Source organism: Spiribacter onubensis (genome assembly GCF_040838425.1).
Classification (GTDB): domain Bacteria; phylum Pseudomonadota; class Gammaproteobacteria; order Nitrococcales; family Nitrococcaceae; genus Spiribacter; species Spiribacter onubensis.
Window position 1 is genome coordinate 237,511 of sequence record NZ_JBAKFI010000002.1, and the last position, 25,392, is coordinate 262,902.

Here is a 25,392-nt window from a genome sequence, read left to right on the forward strand (position 1 = left end):
CCGGCACCGGCTCTCGGCATTATCAGTTCTCGAAGTAAGTCCAGGCGCCGTCTTCACCCTCGAGGATGATGAAGTTGCTGCGCGCCAGCGTGTTCTCGTCGGTGAAGGAGATCGGGCCGGTGAGCCAGGACTCGCCATCGGCCGTACCGAGCGCCTCAACCACTGCAGCCGGATCCGTGGTGCCGGCTTTCTCCATGGCCCAGGCCAGCAGCTTCAGGCCATCATAGTTGAGTGGTGCATAGGGGCCCGGGTCCTGGCCGTACTCGGCGCGGTAGTCCGCGATGAAGTCGGCCGCGGCGGGCAGGAACTCGGCCGTGGGGTTCGAGAAGGCATAGACGCCCTCGGCGGCACCGCCGGCGATTTCGAACAGCTGCGGGGAGTTGGACCCGTCACCCACGGCAATGATGTCGCGATAGCCACCCTGACGGAGCTGGCGGATGAGCAGACCGCCGTCGGCATAGTAGGCCGTCCAGAAGACCGCATCCACGTCGTTGGAGCGCACATTGCTGACCACGGCGGAGAAGTCCTGCTCACCCTTGTTGACAGTCTCCCGCACCACCTCGTGGCCCATGGACTCCCAACGCTCGGCCGTCAGGTCCGCCAGATCCTGCGAGTAGGAATCGCCCTGGTCGATGATCGCCAGCCGCTCGACACCCTGGCTCTCGAAGAAATCCACCGCCTTTTTCGACTGATCCGCTCCGGTGGAGTTGATCATGAAGGCATTACCCGGGTTGGCCGGGATGAGCTGGGTGGAGTTGGACGCCGTGATGACGAAGGGCAGGCCCTCATCGCCGTAGACCTTGAGCGTCGGCATGGTGGCGCCGGAGCAATAGCCACCGACAATGCCCTGCACCCCGCGCGAGACCAGGTTACCCGCGGCGTTGACCGACTGCTGGGGATCGCAGGCGGAATCGCCGTTGATGAGTTCGATGTCCATACCGAGGACGCCGCCATCAGCGTTGAGCTCTTCGGCGGCCAGCTCCGCGGCGTTGTACATGTCCTGGCCGTAGGTGGCCTCGGAGCCCGTCGTGGGCACCTGGACACCGATCAGAATACTATCGTTCTGGGCCTGTACAGCCCCGCTGAGACCAAGACCCAGCGCGACGGCCGAGGCCAGTGCAGTCATTCCGTTTTTCATCTGCTCAACCTCCAGATACAAATTTTATACACTTTGACAGGTGTAGACGATCCTGCCGCCGGGCGCAAGCACGCACTATGCTGCAGTGCGCCATACAGGGTCGCCCAGTACCCCGTAATCCAGTTCCAGCCCCAGTCCCGGTGCATCCGGCGCGGCCAGGCGGCCACCGCGACGGCGCGGCGCGCCCGGGGCGAAATCCCGCGTGACGTAGCTGTTGAAGTCGGTGACCGAGAAGCGCAGCGCTTCCGGCGTGGAGTGCGCGAGGTGGGCGATCGCCGCCGTTGCGACATCGCCCCCCCAGGTGTCCTCCAGGGTCATGGCGACGCCTGATTCGACGCAGAGATCACGCAGTCGGTGGGCACGTGTCAGCCCGCCGACCTTGGCGATCTTGATGTTCACCACATCCATCGCGCCATCGGTTAACGCACGCAGGAGGGGCGCGAACCCATCGATGCTCTCATCGAGAACGAAAGGCCGGACGGTGGCGCGGCGGACCTGCAGGCAGGACTCGTACGCGGGACAGGGCTGCTCGATATACACATCAAGACCTGCAACCGCCGCGGCAACACGCATGGCATCGTGCTGGGTCCAGCCGGTATTGGCATCCGCGACCAGCGTGTCGCCGGCACGCATCACCGCCGCGCAGGCATGAATGCGCTCGATGTCGGTGTCCGGATCTCCGCCGACCTTGAGCTGGAACTTGCGGTAGCCTTCCGCCTGATACTGACGGCAGCGCTCGGCCATCTGCGCCGGATCCTGCTGGGAGATGGCCCGGTACAGGGCGATATCATTGCCGTAGCGGCCGCCGAGCAGATTGCAGACCGGCTGCCCGGCCACCTTGCCGAGAATGTCCCAACAGGCGATGTCCAGCGGTGACTTGGCATAGTTGTGCCCGCGCATTGCCTGATCCATGAAATGACTGATCTGCATGGGGCGGCATGGATCCATTCCCAGCAGCTGCGGCGCGAGTTCGCGCAGACCGGTCCTGGCCCCCTCGGCGTAGGCGGGCAGGTAGGCCGGCCCCAGAGGGCAGACCTCGCCGGCCCCGGTGATTCCGGCATCGGTCTCCAGCTCAACGATGGTGCTGTCGAACACGTCAACACTGTTGCCGCCCGACCAGGCATAGCGCCCCTCATGCAGGGGCAGATCGAGCTGATAGACGTTAATGGCGGTGATTTTCACGGAATCCCCCTCGTTCAGCCCTTGCCACGCCGAGCCGAGAGAAACTCGAGCAGATCGTCGCGGGCGGCCAGAATATGCTCGGCCAACAGTCTTGTGGCCTCGGCGTTGTCACGGTGATCGCAGAGCATGACCAGCCGGTCATGCTCCTCACGCGCCCGTGCATTGTTGTGATCGGAGAGATTGAGCTGCAGGCGCAGATAACGATCGGCGTTGCGATGCAGCTTGCGCAGGATATCCATGCTGCGATGGCGGCCGGCCGGCGCATAAAGCGTGCTGTGCAGACGCCAGTTGAAATGCCCCCAGCGGCCGTCCGATGCGGACTGGGACAGACTCTCGTCGAACTGACGGAGCACCTCCCGGGCCGAGGCAATGACCTCGGAGGTGATATGCGGCAGGGCACGCTGGAGCAGATCCACCTCAATCAGGGCACGGAGATCGAATATCTCGCGAATCTCCTCGAGGGAGAGCACGCTGACGGCATACCCCTTGTGCGCGGTCTGCGTGACGAGCCCCTCACCCTCGAGCTGCAGGAGCGCTTCGCGCAGGGGTATCCGGCTCACGCCGAACTCCGCGGCGAGACTGTCCTGGCGAAGCGGGACACCCTCTGGAAACTCCAGGTTGAGTATCCGCTCACGCAGCGCGTCCACCAGCATACCGGCGACCGTCTGCCTTTCCCCGTTCCCCTCCAGACGCATTGTCGTTGACCATCCCTATCCCGAACGATACTTTTTATACAATATACGAAACGCGAGGGGAAACCCCTCGCCACAACAAGGAGAACCTCCATGACCCCTGACTGGCGCGGTATCTATCCCGCTGTCACCACGCAGTTCCGTCCCGACTTCAGCCTCGACCTCGAGGCGACACGTCGCGTGGTGGACAACCTCATCAACGACGGCGTCCACGGACTGGTCATGCTGGGAACCTGCGGCGAGAACACGTCCCTCACCGCAGAGGAGAAGCTCGATGTCATGCGGGCGGCCTGCGAGGTCAGTAATGGACGCGTCCCGGTCATCACCGGCGTTGCGGAGTACACCACCGAAACGGCGTCCGGTTATGTGCGCGACGTCGAGGCCATCGGCGCCGATGGCGTCATGATTCTCCCCGCGATGGTCTACAAGGCCGACCGCCGGGAGACCATTGCCCATATCGATACGGTCGCCCGGGCCTGCGGCCTGCCGGCGATGATCTACAACAACCCCGCCTCCTACGGCATCGACATCGACCCCGAGACCCTGGTTGAACTGTCCCGGACATCGAACATCGTGGCGGTGAAGGAATCGTCCGAGGATCCGCGGCGCATCAACGACCTCATCAACCTCGACGCCGACGCACTGGCGATCATGTCCGGCGTTGATGACGTCGCCCTGGAGTGCATGGTGGTCGGCGCAATCGGCTGGGTATCCGGCTTCGCCAATGTCTATCCCCGGGAGAGTGTGGCGATTTACGATTGCCTGCAGGACGGCCGCATCGCGCAGGCCGTGGCCATCTACCGCTGGATGATGGACTCACTGCATATGGACACCCATCCCAAACTGGTCCAGATGATCAAGCTCGCCGAGCAGATCGCCGGCCGCGGCAGTGAGACGGTACGCCCGCCGCGTCTGCCGCTTGTTGGCGAGGAACGTGAACAGGCCACCGCCATCATCGAAAAGGCCCTGGCCACCCGGCCCGCGATCTAGGCAATGGCGCGACACACCTTTCTCTGCGTTGACGGCCACACCTGCGGCAATCCGGTCCGGGTTGTCGCAGGGGGCGGCCCGCGGCTGACCGGCGCCAGCCTCAGCGAATACCGGCAGGATTTCCTTGCCAACCACGACTGGATCCGGCGGGGCCTGATGTTCGAGCCGCGGGGCCATGACATGATGTCGGGGTCGATCCTCTATGCGCCAACGCGCAGTGACTGCGACATCGGCGTGCTGTTCATCGAGACCTCTGGATGTCTGCCGATGTGCGGGCATGGCACCATCGGGACGGTCACCACGGCGCTCGAGGAGGGTTTCGTCACCCCCCGAGAGCCCGGGAAGCTCCGGCTGGACACCCCCGCAGGCGTCGTCGAGGTGAGCTATGAGCGCGACGGCCGCTTCGTTGATTCGGTGAGCCTGCGCAACGTCCCGGCATGGCTGGAGGCGACGGACCTCGAGGTCGAGGTACCCGGGCTCGGGCCGCTGCGCTGTGATATCGCATACGGGGGTAATTTCTACGCCATATTCGATCCCCAACCGGGTTTCGAAGGACTGGACGCCCTCGGCGTGGACGATATCCTGCGCCTGTCACCAGAGGTCAGACGCAGGCTGAATGCCCTGATCGAGCCGGTCCATCCGGACGACGACACCATCCACGGCGTCTCGCATGTCATGTGGACCGGACCCGCCCGCGATCCGGCCGCCGATGCGCGCAACGCCGTCTTCTACGGCGACCGTGCCATCGACCGGTCGCCCTGCGGAACCGGGACCTCCGCCCGCATGGCACAGCTGCATGGCCGTGGCCGGCTCTCGGTGGGTGATCGGTTCGTGCATGAGAGCATCATCGGCACACTGTTCACCGGCGAAGTGCTGGGCCCGGAGACCATCGGCCCCAGGCAGGGGATCCGCCCCGGGATCACCGGCTGGGCCCGGGTGACCGGCTACAACACCATTTTCATTGACGACCGGGATCCCCTGGCCAGCGGTTTTTCGGTGACTTAGGCATGCGCCAGCTGGATCGGGAACAGACACTTGCGCACCTCGACTATCAGTCAGTGGCGGATGCCTGCGCGGAGGTCCTGCGGCTGGACCGTGCAGGCCGGACGGCCTGCCCACCACGGGGGTTTATGCCCCTGGCAGAGGACGGCACCCTGCTGCTGATGCCCGCTACTGATGGTGAGCTCGCCATTACCAAACTGGTCACCGTGCATCCCCGCAACAGCGAACAGGGGCGCCCGACCATCCAGGGCGAGATGATCATCCTCGATGCCGCCACCGGCACGCGTAAGCTGATGGTGGATGGCGGCGCCGTCTCGGCCCGCCGGACCGCGGCTGTCTCGCTACTGGCTGCTCAGCGGCTGGCGCCCCGGACCGATACACCGCTTCTGGTCTATGGCGCCGGCACCCAGGCACGGACCCACCTGGAGGCATTCCGGGACGGCCTGGGGATACGACGGGCATTCCTTCACTCGCGGACGCGCCGCCGTGCCGAGGCGCTGGCGGCGGAGATGAACGGACAGGGTATGCATGTCACGGTGACCGATGACCCGCGAGCCGCGCTGGAGGACGCGCGACTGGTGGTCACTGCCACCACCGCGACTCAGCCCTTCCTGCCGGCATCACTGCCGCAGGATACTTTCGTCGCCGCAGTGGGGGCATTCCGGCCTCATATGGCGGAGATCCCCGCGGCCCTCCTCCAACAAGGGACCGTCATTATCGACACCGCGGACGGTGCGCGTGAGGAAGCCGGTGACCTGATACGGGCCCATGAGACGGGCGCCTTCCAGTGGTCGGACGCGGTCACGCTGGAATCGGTCATCGTCGACGGACAGCCACCAAACGGCGAAGGTCCGGTGTTATTCAAAAGCGTCGGTCAGTCTCTCTGGGACCTGGCCGCGGGCCGGGTACTGGTCCAGTCAATCGACCCTTAAATCGGATCAACAGCACAGAAGGCGACTATGGACATCGCAACCGATCAATTCATCGCCGGGCGACACAGTGCCGAGGGGAACACATCCTTTCAGGCGGAAAACGCCGTCACCGGCGACGCACTCGAGCCGGCTTTCCATGAAGCCACCTCCGGAGAGATAGAGCAGGCGTGCAGCGCCGCCGCGCAGGCCGCCGAGGCCTATGCGGGCGTATCGCTTGAGTTGCGCGCCGGGCTGCTGGAGCGGATTGCCGACATGCTTGAGGCAAGCGCCGATGACTTCGTGGAGCGGGCAGGGGCCGAAACCGCGCTGCCGGAGGCGCGGATCCGGGGCGAGCTGGCCCGCACCACCGGTCAGTTACGGCTCTTTGCCATGGTGGTTCGCCGTGGCGACTTTCTAGGCGTTCGTATCGATCATGGCGATCCTCAACGGCAACCGGCCCCGAAACCGGACCTTCGCCAGTACCGGATTCCTCTCGGGCCGGTGGCGGTCTTCGGCGCGAGCAACTTTCCGCTGGCTTTTTCCGTCTGCGGCGGAGACACCGCCTCCGCGCTGGCGAGCGGCTGCCCGGTCGTAGTCAAGGCGCATCCCGCCCATCCAGGCACTTCGGCGATCGCGGCCAGGGCCGTGGAAAACGCCGTGTCCGAGCTGGGGCTGCCGGGAGGCGTTTTCTCGATGCTGCAGGGAGCAGGCCATGACGTGGGGGCCACGCTGGTGCGCAATCCGGATATCCAGGCCGTGGGATTCACCGGTTCGCAGCGTGGCGGGCTGGCCTTGCAGCAATTGGCGGCGACGCGCCCCAGACCCATACCGGTCTATGCCGAAATGGGCAGCGTCAATCCACTTTTCATCCTGCCCGGTGCCCTGGAGGCGCACCCGGAATCCATCGCCAGCGGCCTTGCCGGCTCCTTCACGCTGGGCTGCGGTCAGTTCTGTACGAAGCCGGGGCTCGTGTTCGCAATCCGTGGCGCCGGCCTGGATGCATTCCGTGACACGCTGGCCGGCGCGGTGGAGGGCATGGCCGCAACGCCGATGCTGCATGGCGGTATACTGTCGGCCTACGAGGCGGGCTGTGCCCGCCTCGATACCGCCGCCGGCGTCGAGCGGCTGGCTGTCGGCGCTACCGCCGACCATCGTGCCCAGGCCCGCGCCTACCGGACTGACCTCGAGCATTTCCAGTCCGACCCGGCACTTGCCGAGGAGGTGTTCGGCCCAGTCACGCTGGTGGTGACCGTCGAGAGCATGGCCGAGCTGCAGGCGGCGGCGGACAACCTTCAGGGTCAGCTCACCGCCACAGTCCATGCCACCGAGGCCGAAGCGGCCGCCAATGGAACGCTGCTGCGGCTGCTGCAGCGACGCGCCGGCCGCATACTCTTCAATGGTTACCCGACCGGGGTTGAAGTCGGTGAGGCCATGGTGCATGGCGGCCCCTACCCGGCGACCACGGACAGCCGCAGCACGTCGGTCGGCACCCTTGCCATCGACCGGTTTCTGCGTCCCGTCGCGCTCCAGGATATGCCGGACTCGGCGCTGCCGCCTGCCCTTCAGGAGGCCAACCCGCTCGGTCTGCCCCGTCTGGTGGATGGCGAGCCCGAGCCAGGAGCCACTCCTTGACCCGCGAGGAGCGATGCTACGCCTACACCGATCTGCATGCCGCCGGCGAGCCCGTGCGGATCATCACCGGCGGCGCGCCCGCGCTATCCGGCACCAACCTGCTGGACAAGCGCCGCGATGCCATGCGGAGACATGATGCGGTGCGGCGTCACCTGATGCTCGAGCCCCGCGGACATGCGGACATGTATGGCGTCTGGCCCACGGAACCCGACCGGTCGGACTGCGCCCTGGCCGTCCTTTTCATGCATAACGGCGGGTGGAGCACCATGTGCGGCCACGCCACGGTAGCGCTGGGCCGCTGGATCATCGACCAGGGCATCGTCCAGGCGACGACACCACTGACGACCTTTCGACTGCAGTGCCCCTGTGGACCGGTGGACGTCAGGGTTGAGACCGATGCCTCGGGCCGGACCGGGAATGTCAGCTTTGACAGCGTGCCCGCCTTCGCAGGCCCGCTGCATCAGTCGCTTGAGGTTGGCGGCGGGGATTCGGTCGAGGTCGATATCGCCTATGGCGGCGCCTACTATGCCATCCTGCCCGCCAGTCGCCTGGGCCTTGATTTGTATGCCAACCGCCTTGACGAACTCGTCGCGGCCGGCCGGTCGATTATCGCGGCGGGTCGCGGGCAGCTGGATATACACCACCCCGGCGAATCCGATCTCGGGTTCCTCTATGGCTGCATCATTACCGACGGGAAAGGGCCGCCCGATTCCGCGATGACCCGCAACCTGTGCATATTCGGCGACGGCCAGGTGGACCGCAGTGCGACGGGATCCGGAATCACCGCCCGGCTTGCCCTTGCCCATGCCCAGCGGCATCTGGCGCCGGGTATCGCCTGCGAGTTTGCCGGCCTGAGCGGCGTGCCATTCTCGGGAAAAATCCGCCGGGCCCTGTCGGATGACGAGGTGATCGTCACCGTCACTGGCCAGGGTTACTACAGCGGAGAGGGCAGCATCCGGGTGGAGCCCGACGATCCTTTGCGGGCAGGCTTCGAGGTCCCGCCACGTCTGACGGATCAGGCCGGACGGAGCACCACCTGATCGACACCGACGCTGGCCAGTCGATAGGGCATGGCGCTACAGGCGAACCGCTGGATGATGCGTTGAGCCTCCTCGCGAGCCTCGCGGGCCGGGCCGCTGATCACGATCTCCCGGTCCCTGTACTCCACCCGACAGTTCTGGCAAAGAGTGGCTGCCATACCCTGACCCCCAGCGAGTTTGGTGCACTGCGAAAGCGCGGATTGTGAAGCGGGGGGCGGGGAGAGTAAAGGCCCCGACGTTGATTCCTGTCAATGAGGAACGCCAAGCAGTTGTGGCCGGATCAATGCATGGACACGGCGCCCCGGGGCCAGCCGCAGGGCCGCTGCCGACTGTCGACTGACCTCGGCCCACAGAGGGGCCCGACGACCGGCGGTCAGGCGCACCAGAACCAGCCCATTACCACGGTCCTCGAGCGACTCGACCTGCACCGGCAGACCATTGAGCGCGCTGCTCGCCACGGGTGGCTCCAGCGTCAACACCACGTCACGGGCAGCAACCAGCAATCGAAGCCGAGTTCCAGCGTCGCAACTGATACCTGCCAGACGCAGACGCCCGGCATCCGATGCCAATGCCGTGAGACCCCAGTCATTATCACGGGCGACGACGCGTGCGTCCCAGACCACCGTTGGTTCGATGCCGCCGAGCGCCGGCCAGCAGGCCGGCGCCGAGAACATATCGGCCACCCTGTCATCCGCAATGATCCCGCCCCGGTCCATGAGCATGACCCGGTCGGCCAGTGTCAGCACCTCCTGCCGGGTATGGGTCACATAGAGCAGCGGCACGCCGAAGCGCTCCGGGATGGCCCGGACGAGCGGCATGATGCGGGCCCGACGCTCGTGATCCAGCCCGGCCAGTGGTTCGTCCATCAACAGGACGCGGGGACCGGCGAGAAGCGCCCGCCCAAGGGCAACCCGCTGCGCTTCCCCGCCGGATAATGCGGCCGGCATCCGGTCGAGGAGACCCGCCACGCCGAGCACCTCGACGACCTCCTGCTGACGGGGTCCCTCCGCCCGCCGGCGCCGCCGCGCGAACTCAAAGTTCTGTGCCACGCTCATATGCTCGAACAGACGCATATCCTGAAACACCAGACCGACGGGTCTGCGGTGCGCCGGCAGTCGGAACGACCGGGTCTGCCAGGTGCTGCCGTCATGACGGATCACGCCTTCACTGGCCTTCTCCAGACCAGCCAGGCAGCGCAGCAGTGTCGTCTTGCCACAACCCGAGGGACCGAAAAGCGCGGTAATACCCGGCTCCAGGCGCCCTTCGGCCTCGAGCCGGAACCCCTGGCGCCGCAATTGCAGATCGAACGTCAGCAACGGCTCGCTCACACCATCCCTCCGGAGCGGCTCCGGCGGTTCAGCGTGTAGATCGCGAGCAGGACAAGGAAGGAGAAGGCCAGCAGACCGGCCGAGAGCACGTGTGCCGATGCATAGTCCAGCGTTTCAACATGCTCGTAGATGGCGATCGCCACCACCCGTGTCTCGCCCGGGATGCTCCCGCCCACCATCAGGATCGCCCCGAATTCTCCCAGCGTATGCGCGAAGCCGAGCACGGCAGCCGTGAGAAACCCCCGCCCGGCAAGCGGACAAGCCACGCTGAAGAAAGCATCAAGCGGACGCGCCCCCAGCATGGCAGCCGCCTCCAGCGGACCCGCCCCTACCCCGCGGAAGGCATCGCGCAGCGGCTGCACGACGAAAGGCAGCGAATAGAGCACCGATGTGATCACCAGGCCTGTGAAGCTGAAAGTCAGCGTATCACCGGTCACCGCGAGCCAGGGTCCGCCGATCGGACCCTGCGGGCCGAGCAGGATGAGCATGTAGAAACCGAGCACTGTGGGCGGCAGCACCAGTGGCAGCGCCACCAGTGCGTCGACCGGAACGCGCCACCGGCTGCGTCCGACGGCGAGCCACCAGGCAAGCGGTGTACCCAGGGTCAGCAGCACGATAACGGTAACACTCGCCAGCTGAAGACTGATCCAGACCGGTGTCAGATTCATGGACGCGGGACCGCCGCCTGATATCCAAACCCCTTGAGAATCTCGCCGGCGACCGGCCCCTTGAGGAATTCCATGAACCGCTCTGCCCCCTCGGGATTCGGCGCCTGCTCCAGGATCACCGCATCCTGCCTTATGGGGTCGTGCAGGCGTGCATCCACCGTGATCCAGTCTCCCTCCGGTGCGTCGCCGAGACCGGTGTAGGAGGCGGCAACCAGGGCATGACTGACATTGCCCGTGGCCAGATACTGAAAGGCCTGACCGACGTTCTGCGCCTGGATGATGTCTTCGGCCAGTGCCGACCACTGCCCCGTGGCTTCCAGCGTCTGACGGGCCGCCCGCCCGTATGGCGCCAACTCAGGATTGGCGATGGCGAGGCGCCGCAATGGATGCCCGGCAAGGCCCGTCAGACCGTTATCGGGCAGCGAGGCCCTCGCCCCGGCCCAGAGCACCAGGCGCCCCAACGCATACGAAAACCGACTTTCGGGCCGGGCATAACCCTCTGCCACCAGCCTTTCGGGGCGGGCCTGATCCGCTGCCAGGAAGACATCGTAGGGCGCGCCGTTGATGATCTGTGCATAGTGCTGTCCGGTCGCCCCGACACTGATCTTCAAGGTCGGGCCACCCTGCGCCGCATACGCATCCGCGATCTGCTCAAGCGGTGCGAGGAAATTGGATGCCACCGCAACGCGCACCGGTTCAGCGATTGCCGGCGTCACCGACAGCGCAAGCATCCAGCCAATAATCCAGCGTGTCATCTCACCCGACTCCCGGACGGTCAGGCGATATGCTCTACCGGGTGGTGACGGGCGTCAATCGACTCGCATCAGGCACCCGGCGGCTTTCGGGCGGGCAGCAGTCCCTCGTTGGCCAGCTGCTCATGAATGCGACGCGGCGCCAGTGCGGTCAGATCCTTCTGCACCTCCGTGACTTCCAGACCGGCAAAGTGAGTCCTGGCATCGCGCAGATAACCCAGCATGCGGGGATTTGCGCAGAGGATGTTGCGATCCGCGCCATGTGATGCCAGGTCGGTGAGGATATCGCGGGCAAACTGTCGCTCCACCTCGTCATCGTGGGCATCGCGATGCTCATCGTAATCATGTCCACCGCCGGCGACGGTCCGATTGCGGCCGGTAATCCCCTCGCTGTAGATGGCCTGATCCCGCCCGGCGTGTTCAGGCGCCGCCAGCGAGACAATCTCCCGCAGATCGGGGCCGCTCTCGAACTCCGGCTGTTGTGGGTGAGTCAATTCAAAGACGCGGGCGCGGGATCCATCCGCTACGACGATGCAGACTTCCATCATTCGTGTTCTCCTTCCTGTCGTCCGGCGTTTTTCATCATTGCCCTTACTGGGGAGACAAACATCATGAGGTGGTTGTTCATCGCGATCGGCGGGATGGCTGGCCTGGTCCTCGCCGCGGTTGCGGCCGTGGCGCTGCTGTTCGATCCGAATGACTACCGCGACCAACTGGCGGCCGCGGTGGAGCGCGAGACCGGACGCACATTCACCCTGAGCGGCGATATCGGTTGGAGCCTGTTCCCGCGCCTCGGCGTCGAACTGGGCACGGTTCGACTGGGCAGCGGCACCGGCTTTCCCGACAGGCCCCTGATGCGCGCCGAGGGCCTGAGCGCGGGGTTGGCGGTGATGCCGCTTTTCACAGGCCGTATCGAGCTGGAGACACTGGAGCTGCGACAGCCCACCATCAACCTCATCCGCAATGCCGACGGTCTGGCCAACTGGCGATTCCCTGGCGGCAGCGGGCAACCCACCGCCGGCTCGGGCGGCATGGCGCCATCATCGGAATGGCTCGCCGGACTCAGCCTCGGTGGCATCGACCTCTCGGATGGTCGAATCCGTTACGAGGATCAGACCACGGGCGATGTATTGACCGTCGACCTGATCAATCTCGACCTCGGCGCGGTGACCATCGGCCAGGCGACGCCGCTGACACTGCAGGCAGTGATCAGGCGCGGCGAGAGGCGATGGAACAGCCGACTGGCGGGCGATGTCATCATCCGCCGCGATGGTACGTTGTCTCTCAGGGAGACAACGCTCACAGCCAACGCGTTGGAAATCCGCGAGATCAGCACCGACATCAACCCGACGGCGTCGGGCTGGCGGATCCACCCCCTCTCCGCCCTCTTCTACCAGGGTGATTACAACGGCGACATCCGCCTCGAGAGCGATGCGCCGGAGATGCCCCTGACCTTTGACGAAAGCCTCAATGGCGTCGCGATGGGACCGTTGCTCGCCGCACTCACCGGCGTTGAGCGGGTGACCGGCGAAGCGGGTATCACCGCCAATGGTGCTCTGGCACTGTCCAGTGGCGATCCCCCCCTCGCGAGCCTGAATGCGGAAGCCGAGTTCAGCATCCGTGACGGAGCCCTGCGCGGCATCAATATCGCAAGGGTTATCCGTCAGGCGGTGGCGCGTCTTGAGGGGCGCACCCCGCCGCCCGACACCGAAACGCCCGAGACCGACTTCACGAGCTTCAGCGGACGTGTCACGGTGCGCGATGGCGTAGCCCGGAGCGAGGACATCCGCCTTGACTCGCCATTGCTCAGGATACGTGGCGGCGGCCGGAGCGATCTCGTGGAGCAGACCCTTGCGCTGACACTGGATGTGAATATCGTGGGCAGCATCGAGGGACAGGGCGGAGATCCCCTCGAATCATTGCGGGGCGTGACGATCCCCCTGCAGATCCAGGGCAGCTGGAATCAGCCCCGCATTTCTGTCGACGTTGCCCGGGTGCTCCAGGAAAGCCAGGGGACGCGCATTCGTGAACGGATCGAGCAAGAGGTCGACGAGCTGCGTGAGCGCCTTGAGGGGCTGATCAACTGATGTCCGCCGCGGATCCTGTGGCGGCAGGGGACTTCGCGACCGTCGTCCTCGACTGGTTCGAACGCCACGGCCGTCATGATCTGCCCTGGCAGCACCCGGCCACGCCCTACCGGGTATGGATCTCCGAGGTCATGCTGCAGCAGACCCAGGTCAGTACGGTCATCCCTTACTTCGAGCGCTTCATGAAGCGGTTTCCGGATGTCGAATCATTGGCTGCCGCCAGTCGGGATGAAGTGCTGGTCCATTGGGCGGGACTCGGCTATTACGCCCGCGCCCGCAACCTGCACCGCTGCGCGCAGGTGCTGGTCAGCGAGCATGACGGCACGTTTCCTAATGGACTGGATGACGTATCCGCGCTGCCCGGCATCGGACGCTCGACGGCGGGTGCCATCCTGTCACTGTCGCGCGACGCGCCACACGCCATTCTTGACGGTAACGTCAAACGTGTCCTGGCGCGCTACTATGCGGTGCCCGGCTGGCCCGGCAAGGCCTCGGTGACCCGCCGCCTGTGGGCACTGAGCGAGGCCGTGACGCCGGTCAGGCGCACCCGCGATTTCAATCAAGCGATGATGGATCTGGGCGCGACTGTCTGCATCCGGCGACCGGCATGTCAGCGCTGCCCACTGCGCAGCGGCTGCCGAGGCCTTGCCAAGGGCGACCCGACCCTTTACCCGGGCCGCCGACCCCGACGTCAAAAGCCACTCCGCCAGACGACCATGCTCATCATTCAAGGGCATGGCGGAATCCTGCTTGAGCGTCGGCCCGACACCGGCATCTGGGCCGGCCTGTGGTCACTGCCGGAAGCGAGCGGCGACCCTGAAGCATGGGCGCGGGAGCAACTCGGTGCCGAGATCCGCCTGCTGGAGGACACGCCAACGGCCGTGCGCCACGAATTCACGCACTTCAGCCTGGATATCCAGCCAGTTCGGGCGCAATTGATGGATGAGACCGTCGTGGCGGACAATCGCCTTCTTTGGTACAACCCACGGTCGGACGAAACACCGGGACTTCCCGCCCCGGTCCACCGCCTGATTCATCAAGAGGAGCCAACGGAATGACCGATACGGTCCATTGCGTGAAGCTTGGCCGCGAAGGCCAGAAACTCAAGCGCCAGCCCTATCCCGGAGAACTGGGTGAGCGCATCCTCGAGAACGTCAGCCAGGAGGGCTGGCAGATGTGGCTCGGCCATCAGACCATGCTGATCAACGAGTATCGGCTCTCCCCCATGGACCCCAAGGCGCGGCAGTTCCTTGAGCAGGAGATGGAGAACTTTTTCTTCGGCGAGGGCTCGGCGCCGCCGCCGGACTACCAGCCGGAGGAATGAGACAGCGCGGCTTCACCCGATGGCTGCACCAGTTCACTCGCCATTGAGGACCTTTGCCCAGGATGGCCTCAGGGCGGCTTCAGACCAGGCACTGACGTCCGGCACGGAGGGTGGCTCACCGAGCCATTGCCCAAGCCGTGTGGCAAGGGCGTCAGCGTCGCCCGCCGGATACCGGTAGGCCGTGGCGTACTGCTCGGGATAGACAAGGGCGTCCGGAACGAGTGGTGCTGCGCCGGCGCTCGCCGCCTCGAGCATACCCAGCCCCTGGAACTCATGGATGGCGGTACTGACGGCGATGGCCGCACGATGCAGTATCGCCCCATACGCTGACCTCGCCACACAGCCACTGGCCACGATCCGTGGCGCCCACTGCTTTTCCAATCCGCGGAGGACCGCCGGTGTTTTCGGTGCACGCGGCCCCAGCAAGGCAAGGTGAAAGTCATGCCCATCGGCCGCCAGGCGATCCAGCGCCCGGGCAAAGACCTCGGGTGCCTTGTCATACTCCCAGCGATGATTCCAGACGATTAGCCGCGGGTCCCGATGTTCCGTGGCTGGCCTGGTGAGCTCGGCGATCGGCACCGGCAGGACCATCGAACGGCGGCCCAGTCGCGCCGCCACGCCTGCTGGAACGGCATCCGGCATTCGCTCGAGCAGCGCATCAACACCGGCGAGAAAACTCCGGCGATTCCAGTCCGAATTGAACACGAGACGCTCGGCGGCGAGCGCGCCGTAGAGCTGCACCACCCGGGGCTCTAGCGTGTGCCGCTGGCCGGGACCGACAGGATAGGCGAACTGGTTTTCGTGGAAATAGTAGATTGCAGGGATCCGGGCGAGCGCAGGACAGAGCCCTCTCAGGGTGGCCAGGTCGACCATTGACGTAGCCACCACCTGGTCAGCGCCCCTGCAGGCCGACTCGATCTCGTCCAGCCAGGACAGGGGATTGCCGCGGATCCGCCATTTGAAATGGCGCCCGGGCAGGGTCAACAGGCGCCAATCAATGCCCGGAAAGGCTTGCTGGAGCCATCGCACCCACCAGGCATGGCTGTCGGACTGGTAGGCAGAGAGCAGAAGAATACGTCGGCGCATCATTCCATTTTAGGGGGTTCAGCTTGACCCGTCCGGCCGCATCGGTTTGAATACCGCTCTCCGGCGGCCAGGTAGCTCAGTTGGTAGAGCAGACGACTGAAAATCGTCGTGTCGGGAGTTCGATTCTCTCCCTGGCCACCAAATAATCTGTCTCCCTATGCAAACCGTTCTGCCACTACTCGGCGTCTTCGCCATCTTCTCCCCCGCCCTCATGCTGCCGGGACCGGATTTTGTAGCGGTCGTGCGAAATACCATTGCCCGCGGAAAGCGTGCCGGCATTCTCACGGCGCTGGGGGTGAGCATCGGTATTACAGCCTATGCGGCGCTCAGTGCCGCGGGCCTGTCGACGCTGATCAATCGTATTGACTGGTTCGAGGTGGTGGTTCGTATCGGTGGTGCGGTGTTCCTGGGCTATCTGGGCATCGGGCTACTGATGGCCCGTATGCCCGAACGGCACCTCGAGCGGGAACCCCCCAGGGAGCCCGCCGGCCCACGCAATCCGGTCCTGCTCGGTCTGTTCGTCAACCTCACCAATCCCAAGGCCATCGTCTTTTTCGGCAGCATATTCGGCACCGCCATCAAGCCCGGCACACCGGCATGGGTGCTGGCTGCGGTGGTCGGCATCGTGGGTATCTGCGGACTGCTGTGGTTTTCCACCGTCAGCCTGCTCACCGCTTCGACGGGCCTGCTGGTTCGACTGGAAGATCATCAGCACTGGATCGAGCGCCTGGCCGGCGTTGCGTTCCTTGGCTTTTCCGCCAAGATCGTCTTCGACCTCATCACCGCCTGAAGCGGGCTCCCGCCGGAATCCCGCCCTCAGGGGCCCAGCTCCTTGACCGCCTCCATGGCGACATAAGTGCTGGTTGAAGCCACATGCGGCAGACTCGAAATGCTCTCGGCGAGTACCCGCCGGTAGGTCGCGATGCCGGGGGTACGGACCTTGAGCAGGTAATCGAAGCCTCCGGCGATCAGGTGACACTCCTCAATCTCGGGTATGTCCCGCGCTGCTTCATTGAAATCACGCAGGGCCGCCTCTCGGGTATCCGACAGCTTCACCTCGACGAATGCCACATGGGCCGCGCCGATGCCGATCGGATCAAGGATCGCCCGATACCCGCGAATGACCCGCGCCTTCTCCAGCCGGCGCAGCCGCGCCTGGGTCGGCGTCTTGGACCGACCGATCCGGCGAGCCAGCTCAGCGACACTGATACGGCCGTCTACGGAAAGCACACGAAGGATGGCGCGATCCAATCGGTCGAGGGTTTCGGCAGAAGACGGTTCGTTTGGCATGTATTTTCCTTAAAAAACAGCCTGAAAATATTCTTAAAAAGGCTTTTTCGAGACAATCTACCATTACTTCTCCGCTATCGTGGGATACATGGATATTCGAATCAGCGCACTCGACACCGACCGCCCCGTCCAGTTGCCGGCGGGACTCACCCACGGCATGCGCCGGGCCGAGATACCCGCGCTGCAGCAGATGGTCGATACAGCAGCACTCGACCGGGAACAGCGTCAGCGCATCGTCGATGATGCCGCGGAGCTGGTCCGCGAGATCCGCAGCAGTGCACGGCCCGGACTGATGGAGGTCTTCCTGGCCGAATATGGGCTTTCCACCGATGAGGGAATTGCGCTCATGTGCCTGGCCGAGGCGCTGCTCCGGGTGCCGGATGCACCCAGCATCGACGCCCTGATCGAGGACAAGATCCGACCATCCGACTGGGGCCAGCATATGGGCCATTCCAGCTCCAGTCTGGTGAACGCCTCCACCTGGGCCCTCATGCTCACCGGACGCATACTCGACGACGAGGGCCGGGGAGTAACCCGCAACCTGCGCAGCGCGTTCAAGAGACTTGGGGAGCCGGTCATCCGTACCGCGGTCGGACGCGCCATGCGGGAGATGGGACGCCAGTTCGTCCTTGGTGAATCCATCCAGGCGGCGATGAAACGCGCCAGAGGCCTCGAGAAAAAGGGCTTCACGTACTCCTATGACATGCTCGGGGAGGCGGCCCGAACCGCCGCCGATGCAGACCAGTATTTCGACGCCTACCGCGCGGCGATTCTCGCCATCAGTGACGCGGCTGATCATGACGACAGCCGTGAGAACCCAGGCATTTCCGTCAAGCTCTCGGCGCTCCATCCCCGCTACGAGCTGGCCCAGCGCGACCGGGTGCTGACCGAGCTGGTGCCGCGGGTGGCTGCACTGGCCCGGCTGGCCGCGGAGAAGGGACTCGGCTTCAACATCGATGCCGAAGAGTCGGACCGACTCGCCCTCTCGCTGGAGGTTGCCGAGGCAACGCTGGTCGACCCGGCCCTTGCCGGCTGGAACGGCTTCGGCATGGTCGTACAGGCCTATGGCCAGAGGGCCGCCGATACCGTGGACTGGCTGTATCAGCTGGCCGAACGCCTCGACCGACGCATGACACTGCGACTGGTCAAGGGGGCCTACTGGGATACCGAGATCAAACGCGCCCAGGTGCTGGGCGTCGACGGATTCCCGGTGTTCACGCGCAAGGCCGGCAGTGATGTGAGCTATCTGGCGGTATCGCGCAAGCTGCTGGGCATGACCGACCGGCTCTATCCGCAGTTCGCCACCCACAATGCCCACTCGGTGGCGGCGGTACTGGCGATGGCCGACGAGATGGCGATACCGCGCGATGCGTTCGAGTTCCAGCGGTTGCATGGCATGGGCGAGCGGCTGCACGACATCGTCATGGAACGCAACGGCACGCGCTGTCGTATTTACGCACCGGTGGGAGAACACCGTGACCTGCTCGCCTACCTGGTCCGGCGACTGCTCGAGAACGGGGCCAACTCGTCGTTCGTCAATCAGATCGTCGATGAGGCTGTCGCGCCGGAAGAAGTCGTCGCCTGCCCGTTTGAGGCGCTCGATGACGTCGTGCAGCCGGTCAATCCGGGCCTTGCCTGTGGGCCGGAGATATTCCTGCCCACGCGGCGCAACGCGCGGGGTTTTGATCTGGGGGATATCGCCGATCTGGACTGCATCGAGGGCGCCCGGCGCCCGTTCCGGGACCGCGATTTCAGAGCGATGCCCATCACGGTCATCCCGGTGGACCCGGAGGGGGCCGAATGGCATTCCATGGTCAACCCGGCCGATCCCGGCGATACAGTGGGCCTGGTTCGTGACGCCACGGCGGCAGAGGTTGAACAGGCCATCACGGCAGCAACGCCGTGGGGTGCCAGTCCGCGTGAGCGCGCCGCCGTGCTGGTGCGCGTCGCCGAGCTCTATGAGCGCGACTTCGGCGAAATCCTGGCGATCGTCGCCCGGGAGGCTGGCAAGAACCTGCTGGATGCGGTGGGTGAGCTCCGCGAGGCCATCGATTTCCTCTTTTATTACGCCCGCCAGGCGAAATGCCTGGAGCCGACTCCCCGGGGGCGCTTCGCCTGCATCTCGCCGTGGAACTTTCCGCTCGCCATATTCACCGGCCAGATCGCCGGGGCGCTGGCAGCCGGTAATGCCGTACTGGCCAAGCCGGCCGAACAGTCACCGTTAACGGCCGCCAAGGGTGTGGCACTCATGCACGAGGCGGGGGTCCCGCAGTCCGCTCTGCAATTCCTGCCCGGCGACGGCGCCATCGTGGGCACCGCGCTGACCGGCGATCGGCGGATCAATGGTGTCGCCTTCACCGGCGGCACTGATACGGCCCGGGCCATTCGGCGCAATATGAGTGAGCATCTTGCGCCAGGCACTCCGCTCATTGCCGAGACGGGCGGGCTGAACGCCATGATCGTCGATTCGACTGCATTGCATGAGCAGGCGGTCCGGGATGTGGTGGCAAGCGCATTCCAGTCGGCCGGCCAACGCTGCTCGGCCCTGCGTTGCCTGTATGTCCAGGAGGATGTCCGCAGCGACTTCATGGAAATGCTGCTCGGCGCCATGGACGAGCTGCGGCTGGGCGATCCCTGGCGTCTGTCCACTGATATCGGCCCGGTGATCGACACCGACGCCGCCGCCGAAATCGGTGCTTACATCGACTCGGCCCGCCGCGATGGACGGTTGATCAAGCAGGTAGACGCGCCGGACGGCGGACATTTCATCGGCCCCGCGGTGATTGAGGTTGATGGCATCGAGGATCTGGAGCGCGAGATTTTCGGTCCGGTTCTCCATGTCGCCAGCTATCGGGCACAGGATCTGGACGCCGTGATCGAGCGCATCAATGCCCGTGGCTATGGCCTGACCTTCGGTCTGCACACCCGCATCGAGGATCGGGTCCAGCACATCGTCGATCGGGTGCATGCCGGCAATATCTACGTCAACCGGAACCAGATCGGCGCGATCGTGGCGAGCCAGCCCTTCGGTGGCGAAGGACTCTCGGGCACCGGTCCAAAAGCGGGTGGACCCGATTATGTGCCGCGCTTTGCGGCGCCTGACGTCCCCACGGCAGCGACCGGAGTCGCGGAAGACGCGGCGGACCCGTCGGACATTCAGTCCAGGATCAATGCCGTGCCGGCCCCGGCGATGCCCGCCGAGAGTGTGGACATGCCCGGCCCCACCGGCGAGTCCAACCGCCTGTACCATATCCCACGGCCACCGATCCTGTGCCTTGGCCCGGGCCCCGAGGCAGCGGCCGAGCAGCGACGCCAGGTAGAGGCACTCGGCGGGACGGCCATTGAAGTAGCCGGCCAACTCTCCCCCGAGGCACTGGAGACCCTAGAGGACTTCTCGGGTGTGATCTGGTGGGGTGACGAGGCGGGCGCACGACCGTACGCACTGGCACTTTCCCGGCGAAGCGGCGCCATACTGCCGGTCATCACCGCTTGCCCAGACCGGGCGCATGTCAACCACGAGCGTCATGTCTGCGTGGATGTCACTGCCTCCGGAGGCAATGCACAGCTGCTGGCGAAGGTTCAGTAAGTGTAGCGATTGGCGCCATCAACTTTACTTCCCGCCTCTTCCTCCCCACGATGGCGCTCTTTTTTCACCGGGGAGATGACATGGCGGGATACCCGCATCGAACAGCAGCGGCTCGAGACGGAAATGAGCTGGGTGATCCTTGGGTGCTGGGCATCAGCGTCGGATTCATCCTCTTGTTCATCGGACTTTCCGTATACGACGTCGATTTGCTGTCGCAGCTGGTCGGTGCCGGGTTCAGCTGGACGGCCAAATATCTCGGCGCTTACTTCCAGCTGCTCCTGCTTCTGACCTTCGTGATCGCGATCGCGGTCGCCATCTCGCCAGCCGGCGGGGCGATGATGGGCGACCTCGAAGAACCCGAGATGAGCACGTTCCGCTGGGTGGCCATCATCATGTGCACCCTGCTCGCCGGGGGTGGCGTGTTCTTCGCCGCCGGTGAGCCGGTTTACCACTTCGTCGCCCAGAGTCCACCGGCGTTCGATGCGGAGCTCGGTACCACCGAAGCGATCCAGGGTGCCCTCGCCCAGTCCTTCATGCACTGGGGTTTCCTGGCATGGGCCGTGCTCGGCGGACTGACGAGCCTCGTACTGGCCCATGCTCACTACGTCAAGGGACAGCCACTGCAACCGCGGACCCTGCTCTACCCGGTGTTCGGTGATCGCGTGATGCATGGCTTACCCGGCGGGATCGTCGATGCGGTCTGCGTCATCGCCGTCGTTGCCGGTACGGTCGGACCGATCGGCTTCCTTGCGACGCAGGTGGCCTATGGCGGTAACGTCCTGTTCGGCCTGTCCGATGGATACGGCACACAGCTTTCCGTGCTCGTCATTCTCGGCACCATTTACGTCAGCTCGGCGGTCAGCGGGATCCATCGCGGGATCCAGCTGCTGAGCCGGTTCAATATCTATCTGGCCCTCGTCATCGGCGCGGTCATTCTGATCTTCGGTCCCACACTCTTCCTTGTGGATGCCTATACCCAGGCACTCGGTGCCTACCTGGGCAACTTCCTGTCCATGGCCACCATGACCACGCAGACCGCCCCCGACTGGTGGATGAAATGGTGGACGGTGTTCTTCTTCGCCTGGTTCATCGGCTATGGACCGCTAATGGCTCTATTTGTCGCGCGGATATCCCGTGGCCGCACCGTTCGCCAGATGATCCTTGCCATCTGCGTGGCCGCACCCGTCGCCACCACGATCTGGTTCACACTGCTTGGAGGCTCGGGGATCTACTACCAACTCAACAGCACCATTGATCTCGCTGAAGCACTGCAGAGCTTTCGTTTTGACGTCGCAACGCTAACCGTGGCGGAAGCCCTCCCCCTCGGAGGCCTGATGGCGGTCGCCATCCTCATACTGACGACGATTTTCGTCGCCACCACGGGCGACTCGATGAGCTATACCATCTCGATGGTAGCCACCGGGCATGACCGGCCGAGCACCATCGTCAGAGCTTTCTGGGGCATTGCCCTGGCCGTGATGGCGGGCATCCTCCTCTATATGGGCGCGGGGCAGATCTCGGCACTCCAGCAGTTCATCGTCGTCACGGCCATCCCGGTCTCGCTGATCCTGTTGCCATCGCTGTGGACCGGGCCGAAGGCCGCCTATGCAATGGCGCGCCGCCAGGGACTGGTGCGGTGACAAGGCCCTGCCCCGGATTCAGTGCCTGAGCCTTATCCATCCGCCGGCTCAATCAATGACTCATCGTCTTCGCTGGGTCGATTGACCCGCGTCGATACCGGCCACGCCCGCAGATTATCTGGGTCGAGCCGGTGGACGGCCTGCCGGACCGCATCCCGCTCTGTCAGACTGGTGTCGAGCCAGGCGTGCCAACAGGCCCGATCCAGCACCAGCGGCATGCGTGGATGGATATCCGCGGCGACGCCCCGGGCCGGCTCGGTGATGATCGCGCAGCAGCGTCCCGATTCATGCTCCGACCCGGCCCAGATACCGGCATAGAAGAGCACGGCATCATCCGGCGCCGTCACGTACCAGGGCCGCTTGCCGGTTGATGTCTTTTCCCATTCAAACCAGCCGTTGGCCGGAATCAGGCAACGCTGATGCCGGAAAGCGGAACGGAAATAGCGCGATCGAGCCACGGTCTCGGCACGGGCATTGATGGGTGCCGGTGCATCATCGCTCGCCCAGTCCGGCCGGAACCCCCACCAGGCGTAATCGAGCACCGGCTTTCCCGGGGACCCGGAGCCTGTCCGACCGTCCACCAACGAGGCCGGCAGGGCGGCCGCGATCGGCCGGTCCGGCGTTATGTTGTAGTGCGCATCCCAGCCGGTGAACGGAGCACTGACGCCGAGCGCCCGAGCCACCGTTTCGGGCCAGGCATGCAGGTCGAAGCGTCCACACATGAGGCCGGACCGGCATCCGCCCCGTCAGATATCGATGCAGATCTTGCCAAAGTGAGCGCCGCTCTCCTCATGCCGGAAAGCGTCCACCAGCTGATCCAATGGGAAGTGGCGGTCGATGATCGGCCGGATACCGGTGGCCTCCATCGCGGCGACCATGTCCTGCTGATCCCGGCGGCTTCCCACCAGCACAGCCTGCAGCCGCTGCTGGCGCAACAGGGCCTGAATCAGGGGGAAGTCGCCCTTTACACCGGTGAGCACACCGATGAGCGAGATATGACCGCCCACTGCCGCGGCCACCATGGACTGCTGAAGCGTCCCCGGACCACCGACCTCAACGACATGATCCACGCCACGCCCCCCGGTCAGTTCACGCACTGCCTTGCCCCATTCCGGCGTCTCGCGGTAGTTGATAACCGCTTCGGCCCCCATCGCCTTCAGACGCTCGAGTTTTTCATCGCTTGACGAAGTGGAGATCACGCGTGCGCCCGCCGCCACGGCAAGCTGTAGCGCGAAGATCGACACGCCCCCGGTACCCAGGGTGAGCACCGTATGCCCGGGCTGCAGATTGCCGTGGACGAACAGCGACCGCCATGCCGTCACGCCGGCGGTGGTCAACGTGGCCGCCTCCGCATGGCTCCAGCCGGTCGGGATACGGGTGAATGCGGTGGCCGGGCGGGTGACCTTTTCCCGGGCGTAGCCATCGATGCCGTCACCCGGCGTCCCGCCGAATCCTTCGATCTCGGGATCGCCATCCAGCCAGTGAGGAAAGAAGGTACTGACCACGGCGTCACCCTCGACGAACTCGGTCACGCCCTTGCCCACGGTGACCACCTCGCCGGCGCCGTCGGACAAGGGGATGCGAGCCTCATCCTTCGGCGCCATGGGACCCTTGACCACGCCGTAGTCGTGAAAGTTGAGGGAACTGGCGCGCAGCCGGACCGTGATCTCCCCCGGTCCGGGAGCAGAAGGCTCCTCAGCCTCCTCAATACTGACCTGGTCAAAGCCACCGCCGGGGGCGAGTCTCAGTACACGATTACCCATGCCGATCTCCTCGAGTAGTGCTCAGCTTTTTATTCAGCACTCATGCTGAGGAGCGCGAAACGGCAATGCAAGCATCGGGAATGGAATCTTCGGCGTGTCTCAACGCAATGGTGGCTCCATCGTCTTCAGCAATTCGGCCCTGACCTTCGCAAAGGCATCGGCCACCTGCTCCGTGGGCAGAAGGTGGACTTGACGCCGGTCGTCACCCTTACGCGACTTGATCACCCAGCCATCGGCCACCAGCTGGGCGAGGTTATAGCGGATACCGGTCACGGAATACGGCAGGACGGCGAGGAGCTGCTTGACGCTGAGCGGCTGGTTGAGGTGATGGGCGATGGAAACGACGACGAGGATATCCAGCGGGATCAGGGATGCGCCATAGGGCAAGGCGGGCGACAGCGCCTCCCGCAGCCGCTCGGTCAGACGTGCATCCGCCAGCGCCTCCTGCCGCTCCATGGCAATCCCCTCTATGTCCGCAAAGCTGTGGACGCTATCCACGCCACGGACGGGTCGCAACGAATTTCGGCTACTAATTTAGTATCTGGCTGGGCGTGGATTCCGTGACCGGTTTCCGCCGGCGCTAGCTCCGTCCGTCGGGCTGACCACGGGCCACGGAGAGAATGTGGATGTGCATGAGATCGGCCGCCCGCTCGCCGTCAGCGTTGGCCAGCGCATCGACGATGGCCTCGTGCTCATCGAGCGCCTTATCCATGGCGATGCGACTCAGTCCATAGGTGCTACGGACCGATATCGCCCCGTGCAGGACCGTCTCCAGCGAGCGCTGCAGACGTCGGCTACCCGCGCCCACCAGGATTGTCTCGTGGAATTCAAGATTAAGCTCGCTGAGGCGGTCATGAGGCGGCTCCGCCTGCTGCACGAGCGCTTTCTCCTCTTCCACGATCGCGCGAAGGCGAGCCAGTTGAGGCGGGCGAATACGGGCGGCGGCGCGCCGCGCGCCATAGGCCTCGAGCAGCGCGCGCAGCTCGAACACCTCCTGGGTGTCCTCATGGGTCCACTCGATGACGCGGGCCCCACGGTACGGAATGAGTTCGATCCAGCCGTCGGCGGCCAGCCGATCCAGCGCCTCGTGCACCGGGCCCACCGAGGTGTTCAGCTCATCCGCCAGCGACTGCTCGTGCAGGAACTCCCCGCCCGCGAATTCGCCGTGGAGGATACGTTGCCGGATGGCCAGGCAGACCTGATCAGTGACGGTGTCCATGCTGATGTTCGGCGCCGAGTGGTGGCTGCGTGGATGGGGCATCATGCGGAAGGTGGTATTGG

25 protein-coding genes and 1 tRNA gene are annotated in these 25,392 nt (G+C 64.9%); 12 read left to right on the plus strand and 14 right to left on the minus strand.

What is annotated here, in order from left to right; all coding sequences use genetic code 11:
• Positions 1-22 precede the first annotated feature (22 nt).
• The 3 genes from V6X63_RS04600 to V6X63_RS04610 form a co-directional block, all read right to left on the minus strand.
• On the minus strand, positions 23-1,138 hold the full coding sequence (locus tag V6X63_RS04600) for a branched-chain amino acid ABC transporter substrate-binding protein (RefSeq protein ID WP_367967444.1): 1,116 nt from the start codon (positions 1,136-1,138) through the stop codon (positions 23-25).
• A 75-nt stretch (positions 1,139-1,213) separates the two neighbouring features.
• Positions 1,214-2,320, minus strand: a complete 1,107-nt coding sequence (locus V6X63_RS04605) for a cis-3-hydroxy-L-proline dehydratase (RefSeq protein WP_367978259.1) — start codon at positions 2,318-2,320, stop codon at positions 1,214-1,216.
• 14 nt (positions 2,321-2,334) lie between these two features.
• Positions 2,335-3,015, minus strand: a complete 681-nt coding sequence (locus tag V6X63_RS04610; RefSeq protein ID WP_367967446.1) for a GntR family transcriptional regulator — start codon at positions 3,013-3,015, stop codon at positions 2,335-2,337.
• A gap of 90 nt (positions 3,016-3,105) precedes the next feature.
• Between V6X63_RS04610 and V6X63_RS04615 the strand changes: the two genes are divergently transcribed.
• Genes V6X63_RS04615 through V6X63_RS04635 form a run of 5 tightly spaced genes read left to right on the plus strand, consistent with a single transcriptional unit; the run spans position 3,106 to position 8,587 of the window.
• The gene (locus tag V6X63_RS04615; protein ID WP_367967447.1) at positions 3,106-4,002 is read left to right on the plus strand and encodes a dihydrodipicolinate synthase family protein; all 897 of its coding nucleotides are present in this window, start codon (positions 3,106-3,108) and stop codon (positions 4,000-4,002) included.
• Positions 4,003-4,005: 3 nt separating this feature from the next.
• Positions 4,006-5,007, plus strand: a complete 1,002-nt coding sequence (locus tag V6X63_RS04620; protein ID WP_367967448.1) for a 4-hydroxyproline epimerase — start codon at positions 4,006-4,008, stop codon at positions 5,005-5,007.
• 2 nt (positions 5,008-5,009) lie between these two features.
• Positions 5,010-5,936 (plus strand): delta(1)-pyrroline-2-carboxylate reductase family protein, encoded by a 927-nt coding sequence (locus V6X63_RS04625; RefSeq protein WP_367978260.1) that lies wholly within the window; start codon positions 5,010-5,012, stop codon positions 5,934-5,936.
• Positions 5,937-5,963: 27 nt separating this feature from the next.
• Positions 5,964-7,547: an aldehyde dehydrogenase (NADP(+)) gene (locus V6X63_RS04630; RefSeq protein WP_367978261.1), complete on the plus strand. Its 1,584-nt coding sequence runs from the start codon at positions 5,964-5,966 to the stop codon at positions 7,545-7,547.
• On the plus strand, positions 7,544-8,587 hold the full coding sequence (locus tag V6X63_RS04635; RefSeq protein WP_367978262.1) for a proline racemase family protein: 1,044 nt from the start codon (positions 7,544-7,546) through the stop codon (positions 8,585-8,587). Before V6X63_RS04630 ends, V6X63_RS04635 begins: the two co-directional genes overlap by 4 nt.
• Here the strand turns inward: V6X63_RS04635 and V6X63_RS04640 are convergent.
• The 5 genes from V6X63_RS04640 to V6X63_RS04660 form a co-directional block, all read right to left on the minus strand.
• Entirely contained in the window at positions 8,563-8,745 is a 183-nt protein-coding gene (locus tag V6X63_RS04640; protein WP_367967453.1) for a hypothetical protein, read from the minus strand. The genes V6X63_RS04635 and V6X63_RS04640 overlap by 25 nt on opposite strands.
• 90 nt (positions 8,746-8,835) lie before the next feature.
• Positions 8,836-9,915 carry a molybdenum ABC transporter ATP-binding protein gene (modC, locus tag V6X63_RS04645; RefSeq protein ID WP_367978263.1) on the minus strand — a complete coding sequence of 360 codons (1,080 nt, stop codon included), beginning with the start codon at positions 9,913-9,915 and terminating at the stop codon, positions 8,836-8,838.
• Positions 9,912-10,583 carry a molybdate ABC transporter permease subunit gene (modB, locus tag V6X63_RS04650; RefSeq protein ID WP_367967455.1) on the minus strand — a complete coding sequence of 224 codons (672 nt, stop codon included), beginning with the start codon at positions 10,581-10,583 and terminating at the stop codon, positions 9,912-9,914. The genes modC and modB overlap by 4 nt, the downstream gene beginning before the upstream one ends.
• Entirely contained in the window at positions 10,580-11,338 is a 759-nt protein-coding gene (gene modA / locus V6X63_RS04655; protein WP_367978264.1) for a molybdate ABC transporter substrate-binding protein, read from the minus strand. Before modA ends, modB begins: the two co-directional genes overlap by 4 nt.
• A 68-nt stretch (positions 11,339-11,406) precedes the next feature.
• Positions 11,407-11,883, minus strand: coding sequence for a host attachment protein (locus tag V6X63_RS04660; RefSeq protein ID WP_367967457.1), 477 nt, complete (start codon positions 11,881-11,883; stop codon positions 11,407-11,409).
• A 63-nt stretch (positions 11,884-11,946) separates the two neighbouring features.
• Between V6X63_RS04660 and V6X63_RS04665 the strand changes: the two genes are divergently transcribed.
• Genes V6X63_RS04665 through V6X63_RS04675 form a run of 3 tightly spaced genes read left to right on the plus strand, consistent with a single transcriptional unit; the run spans position 11,947 to position 14,746 of the window.
• Positions 11,947-13,422, plus strand: coding sequence for an AsmA family protein (locus V6X63_RS04665; RefSeq protein ID WP_367978265.1), 1,476 nt, complete (start codon positions 11,947-11,949; stop codon positions 13,420-13,422).
• Complete coding sequence (mutY, locus tag V6X63_RS04670; RefSeq protein ID WP_367978266.1) at positions 13,422-14,480, plus strand: A/G-specific adenine glycosylase; 1,059 nt, start codon at positions 13,422-13,424, stop codon at positions 14,478-14,480. The genes V6X63_RS04665 and mutY overlap by 1 nt, the downstream gene beginning before the upstream one ends.
• Positions 14,477-14,746 carry an oxidative damage protection protein gene (locus tag V6X63_RS04675; RefSeq protein ID WP_367967461.1) on the plus strand — a complete coding sequence of 90 codons (270 nt, stop codon included), beginning with the start codon at positions 14,477-14,479 and terminating at the stop codon, positions 14,744-14,746. Before mutY ends, V6X63_RS04675 begins: the two co-directional genes overlap by 4 nt.
• Before the next feature lie 33 nt (positions 14,747-14,779).
• On the opposite strand, the gene V6X63_RS04680 is transcribed toward V6X63_RS04675, so the two are convergent.
• Positions 14,780-15,832, minus strand: a complete 1,053-nt coding sequence (locus V6X63_RS04680; protein ID WP_367978412.1) for a tRNA-queuosine alpha-mannosyltransferase domain-containing protein — start codon at positions 15,830-15,832, stop codon at positions 14,780-14,782.
• Positions 15,833-15,897: 65 nt separating this feature from the next.
• Between V6X63_RS04680 and V6X63_RS04685 the strand changes: the two genes are divergently transcribed.
• A tRNA-Phe gene (locus V6X63_RS04685) sits at positions 15,898-15,973 on the plus strand.
• A gap of 16 nt (positions 15,974-15,989) precedes the next feature.
• Positions 15,990-16,622 (plus strand): LysE family translocator, encoded by a 633-nt coding sequence (locus tag V6X63_RS04690; RefSeq protein WP_367967463.1) that lies wholly within the window; start codon positions 15,990-15,992, stop codon positions 16,620-16,622.
• Positions 16,623-16,648: 26 nt separating this feature from the next.
• Here the strand turns inward: V6X63_RS04690 and V6X63_RS04695 are convergent, their stop codons facing one another.
• Positions 16,649-17,122: an Lrp/AsnC family transcriptional regulator gene (locus tag V6X63_RS04695; protein ID WP_367978267.1), complete on the minus strand. Its 474-nt coding sequence runs from the start codon at positions 17,120-17,122 to the stop codon at positions 16,649-16,651.
• An 88-nt stretch (positions 17,123-17,210) separates the two neighbouring features.
• Between V6X63_RS04695 and putA the strand changes: the two genes are divergently transcribed.
• Together putA and V6X63_RS04705 are read left to right on the plus strand one after the other, a co-directional pair.
• The gene (putA, locus tag V6X63_RS04700; protein ID WP_367978268.1) at positions 17,211-20,708 is read left to right on the plus strand and encodes a bifunctional proline dehydrogenase/L-glutamate gamma-semialdehyde dehydrogenase PutA; all 3,498 of its coding nucleotides are present in this window, start codon (positions 17,211-17,213) and stop codon (positions 20,706-20,708) included.
• 80 nt (positions 20,709-20,788) lie between these two features.
• Positions 20,789-22,348 (plus strand): BCCT family transporter, encoded by a 1,560-nt coding sequence (locus tag V6X63_RS04705; protein WP_367978269.1) that lies wholly within the window; start codon positions 20,789-20,791, stop codon positions 22,346-22,348.
• A 32-nt stretch (positions 22,349-22,380) separates the two neighbouring features.
• On the opposite strand, the gene V6X63_RS04710 is transcribed toward V6X63_RS04705, so the two are convergent.
• From V6X63_RS04710 to V6X63_RS04725, 4 genes are all read right to left on the minus strand, one after another.
• Complete coding sequence (locus V6X63_RS04710; RefSeq protein ID WP_367978270.1) at positions 22,381-23,070, minus strand: SOS response-associated peptidase; 690 nt, start codon at positions 23,068-23,070, stop codon at positions 22,381-22,383.
• A gap of 24 nt (positions 23,071-23,094) precedes the next feature.
• On the minus strand, positions 23,095-24,111 hold the full coding sequence (locus V6X63_RS04715; protein ID WP_367967471.1) for a zinc-dependent alcohol dehydrogenase family protein: 1,017 nt from the start codon (positions 24,109-24,111) through the stop codon (positions 23,095-23,097).
• A gap of 99 nt (positions 24,112-24,210) precedes the next feature.
• Positions 24,211-24,567, minus strand: coding sequence for a winged helix DNA-binding protein (locus V6X63_RS04720; protein WP_367967472.1), 357 nt, complete (start codon positions 24,565-24,567; stop codon positions 24,211-24,213).
• A gap of 124 nt (positions 24,568-24,691) precedes the next feature.
• Positions 24,692-25,375, minus strand: a complete 684-nt coding sequence (locus tag V6X63_RS04725; protein ID WP_367967473.1) for a GntR family transcriptional regulator — start codon at positions 25,373-25,375, stop codon at positions 24,692-24,694.
• Between the last annotated feature and the right edge of the window lie 17 nt (positions 25,376-25,392).

What these genes read in the sequence shown, in the direction of transcription:
- V6X63_RS04600 (WP_367967444.1), bottom strand. Translation starts at nt 1,138, where the DNA reads ATGAAAAACGGAATGACTGCACTGGCCTCGGCCGTCGCGCTGGGTCTT.
- V6X63_RS04610 (WP_367967446.1), bottom strand. Translation starts at nt 3,015, where the DNA reads ATGCGTCTGGAGGGGAACGGGGAAAGGCAGACGGTCGCCGGTATGCTG.
- V6X63_RS04615 (WP_367967447.1), top strand. Translation starts at nt 3,106, where the DNA reads ATGACCCCTGACTGGCGCGGTATCTATCCCGCTGTCACCACGCAGTTC.
- V6X63_RS04620 (WP_367967448.1), top strand. Translation starts at nt 4,006, where the DNA reads ATGGCGCGACACACCTTTCTCTGCGTTGACGGCCACACCTGCGGCAAT.
- V6X63_RS04625 (WP_367978260.1), top strand. Translation starts at nt 5,010, where the DNA reads ATGCGCCAGCTGGATCGGGAACAGACACTTGCGCACCTCGACTATCAG.
- V6X63_RS04630 (WP_367978261.1), top strand. Translation starts at nt 5,964, where the DNA reads ATGGACATCGCAACCGATCAATTCATCGCCGGGCGACACAGTGCCGAG.
- V6X63_RS04640 (WP_367967453.1), bottom strand. Translation starts at nt 8,745, where the DNA reads ATGGCAGCCACTCTTTGCCAGAACTGTCGGGTGGAGTACAGGGACCGG.
- modB (WP_367967455.1), bottom strand. Translation starts at nt 10,583, where the DNA reads ATGAATCTGACACCGGTCTGGATCAGTCTTCAGCTGGCGAGTGTTACC.
- modA (WP_367978264.1), bottom strand. Translation starts at nt 11,338, where the DNA reads ATGACACGCTGGATTATTGGCTGGATGCTTGCGCTGTCGGTGACGCCG.
- V6X63_RS04660 (WP_367967457.1), bottom strand. Translation starts at nt 11,883, where the DNA reads ATGATGGAAGTCTGCATCGTCGTAGCGGATGGATCCCGCGCCCGCGTC.
- V6X63_RS04665 (WP_367978265.1), top strand. Translation starts at nt 11,947, where the DNA reads ATGAGGTGGTTGTTCATCGCGATCGGCGGGATGGCTGGCCTGGTCCTC.
- mutY (WP_367978266.1), top strand. Translation starts at nt 13,422, where the DNA reads ATGTCCGCCGCGGATCCTGTGGCGGCAGGGGACTTCGCGACCGTCGTC.
- V6X63_RS04675 (WP_367967461.1), top strand. Translation starts at nt 14,477, where the DNA reads ATGACCGATACGGTCCATTGCGTGAAGCTTGGCCGCGAAGGCCAGAAA.
- V6X63_RS04680 (WP_367978412.1), bottom strand. Translation starts at nt 15,832, where the DNA reads ATGCGCCGACGTATTCTTCTGCTCTCTGCCTACCAGTCCGACAGCCAT.
- V6X63_RS04690 (WP_367967463.1), top strand. Translation starts at nt 15,990, where the DNA reads ATGCAAACCGTTCTGCCACTACTCGGCGTCTTCGCCATCTTCTCCCCC.
- V6X63_RS04695 (WP_367978267.1), bottom strand. Translation starts at nt 17,122, where the DNA reads ATGCCAAACGAACCGTCTTCTGCCGAAACCCTCGACCGATTGGATCGC.
- putA (WP_367978268.1), top strand. Translation starts at nt 17,211, where the DNA reads ATGGATATTCGAATCAGCGCACTCGACACCGACCGCCCCGTCCAGTTG.
- V6X63_RS04705 (WP_367978269.1), top strand. Translation starts at nt 20,789, where the DNA reads ATGGCGGGATACCCGCATCGAACAGCAGCGGCTCGAGACGGAAATGAG.
- V6X63_RS04710 (WP_367978270.1), bottom strand. Translation starts at nt 23,070, where the DNA reads ATGTGTGGACGCTTCGACCTGCATGCCTGGCCCGAAACGGTGGCTCGG.
- V6X63_RS04715 (WP_367967471.1), bottom strand. Translation starts at nt 24,111, where the DNA reads ATGGGTAATCGTGTACTGAGACTCGCCCCCGGCGGTGGCTTTGACCAG.
- V6X63_RS04720 (WP_367967472.1), bottom strand. Translation starts at nt 24,567, where the DNA reads ATGGAGCGGCAGGAGGCGCTGGCGGATGCACGTCTGACCGAGCGGCTG.
- V6X63_RS04725 (WP_367967473.1), bottom strand. Translation starts at nt 25,375, where the DNA reads ATGATGCCCCATCCACGCAGCCACCACTCGGCGCCGAACATCAGCATG.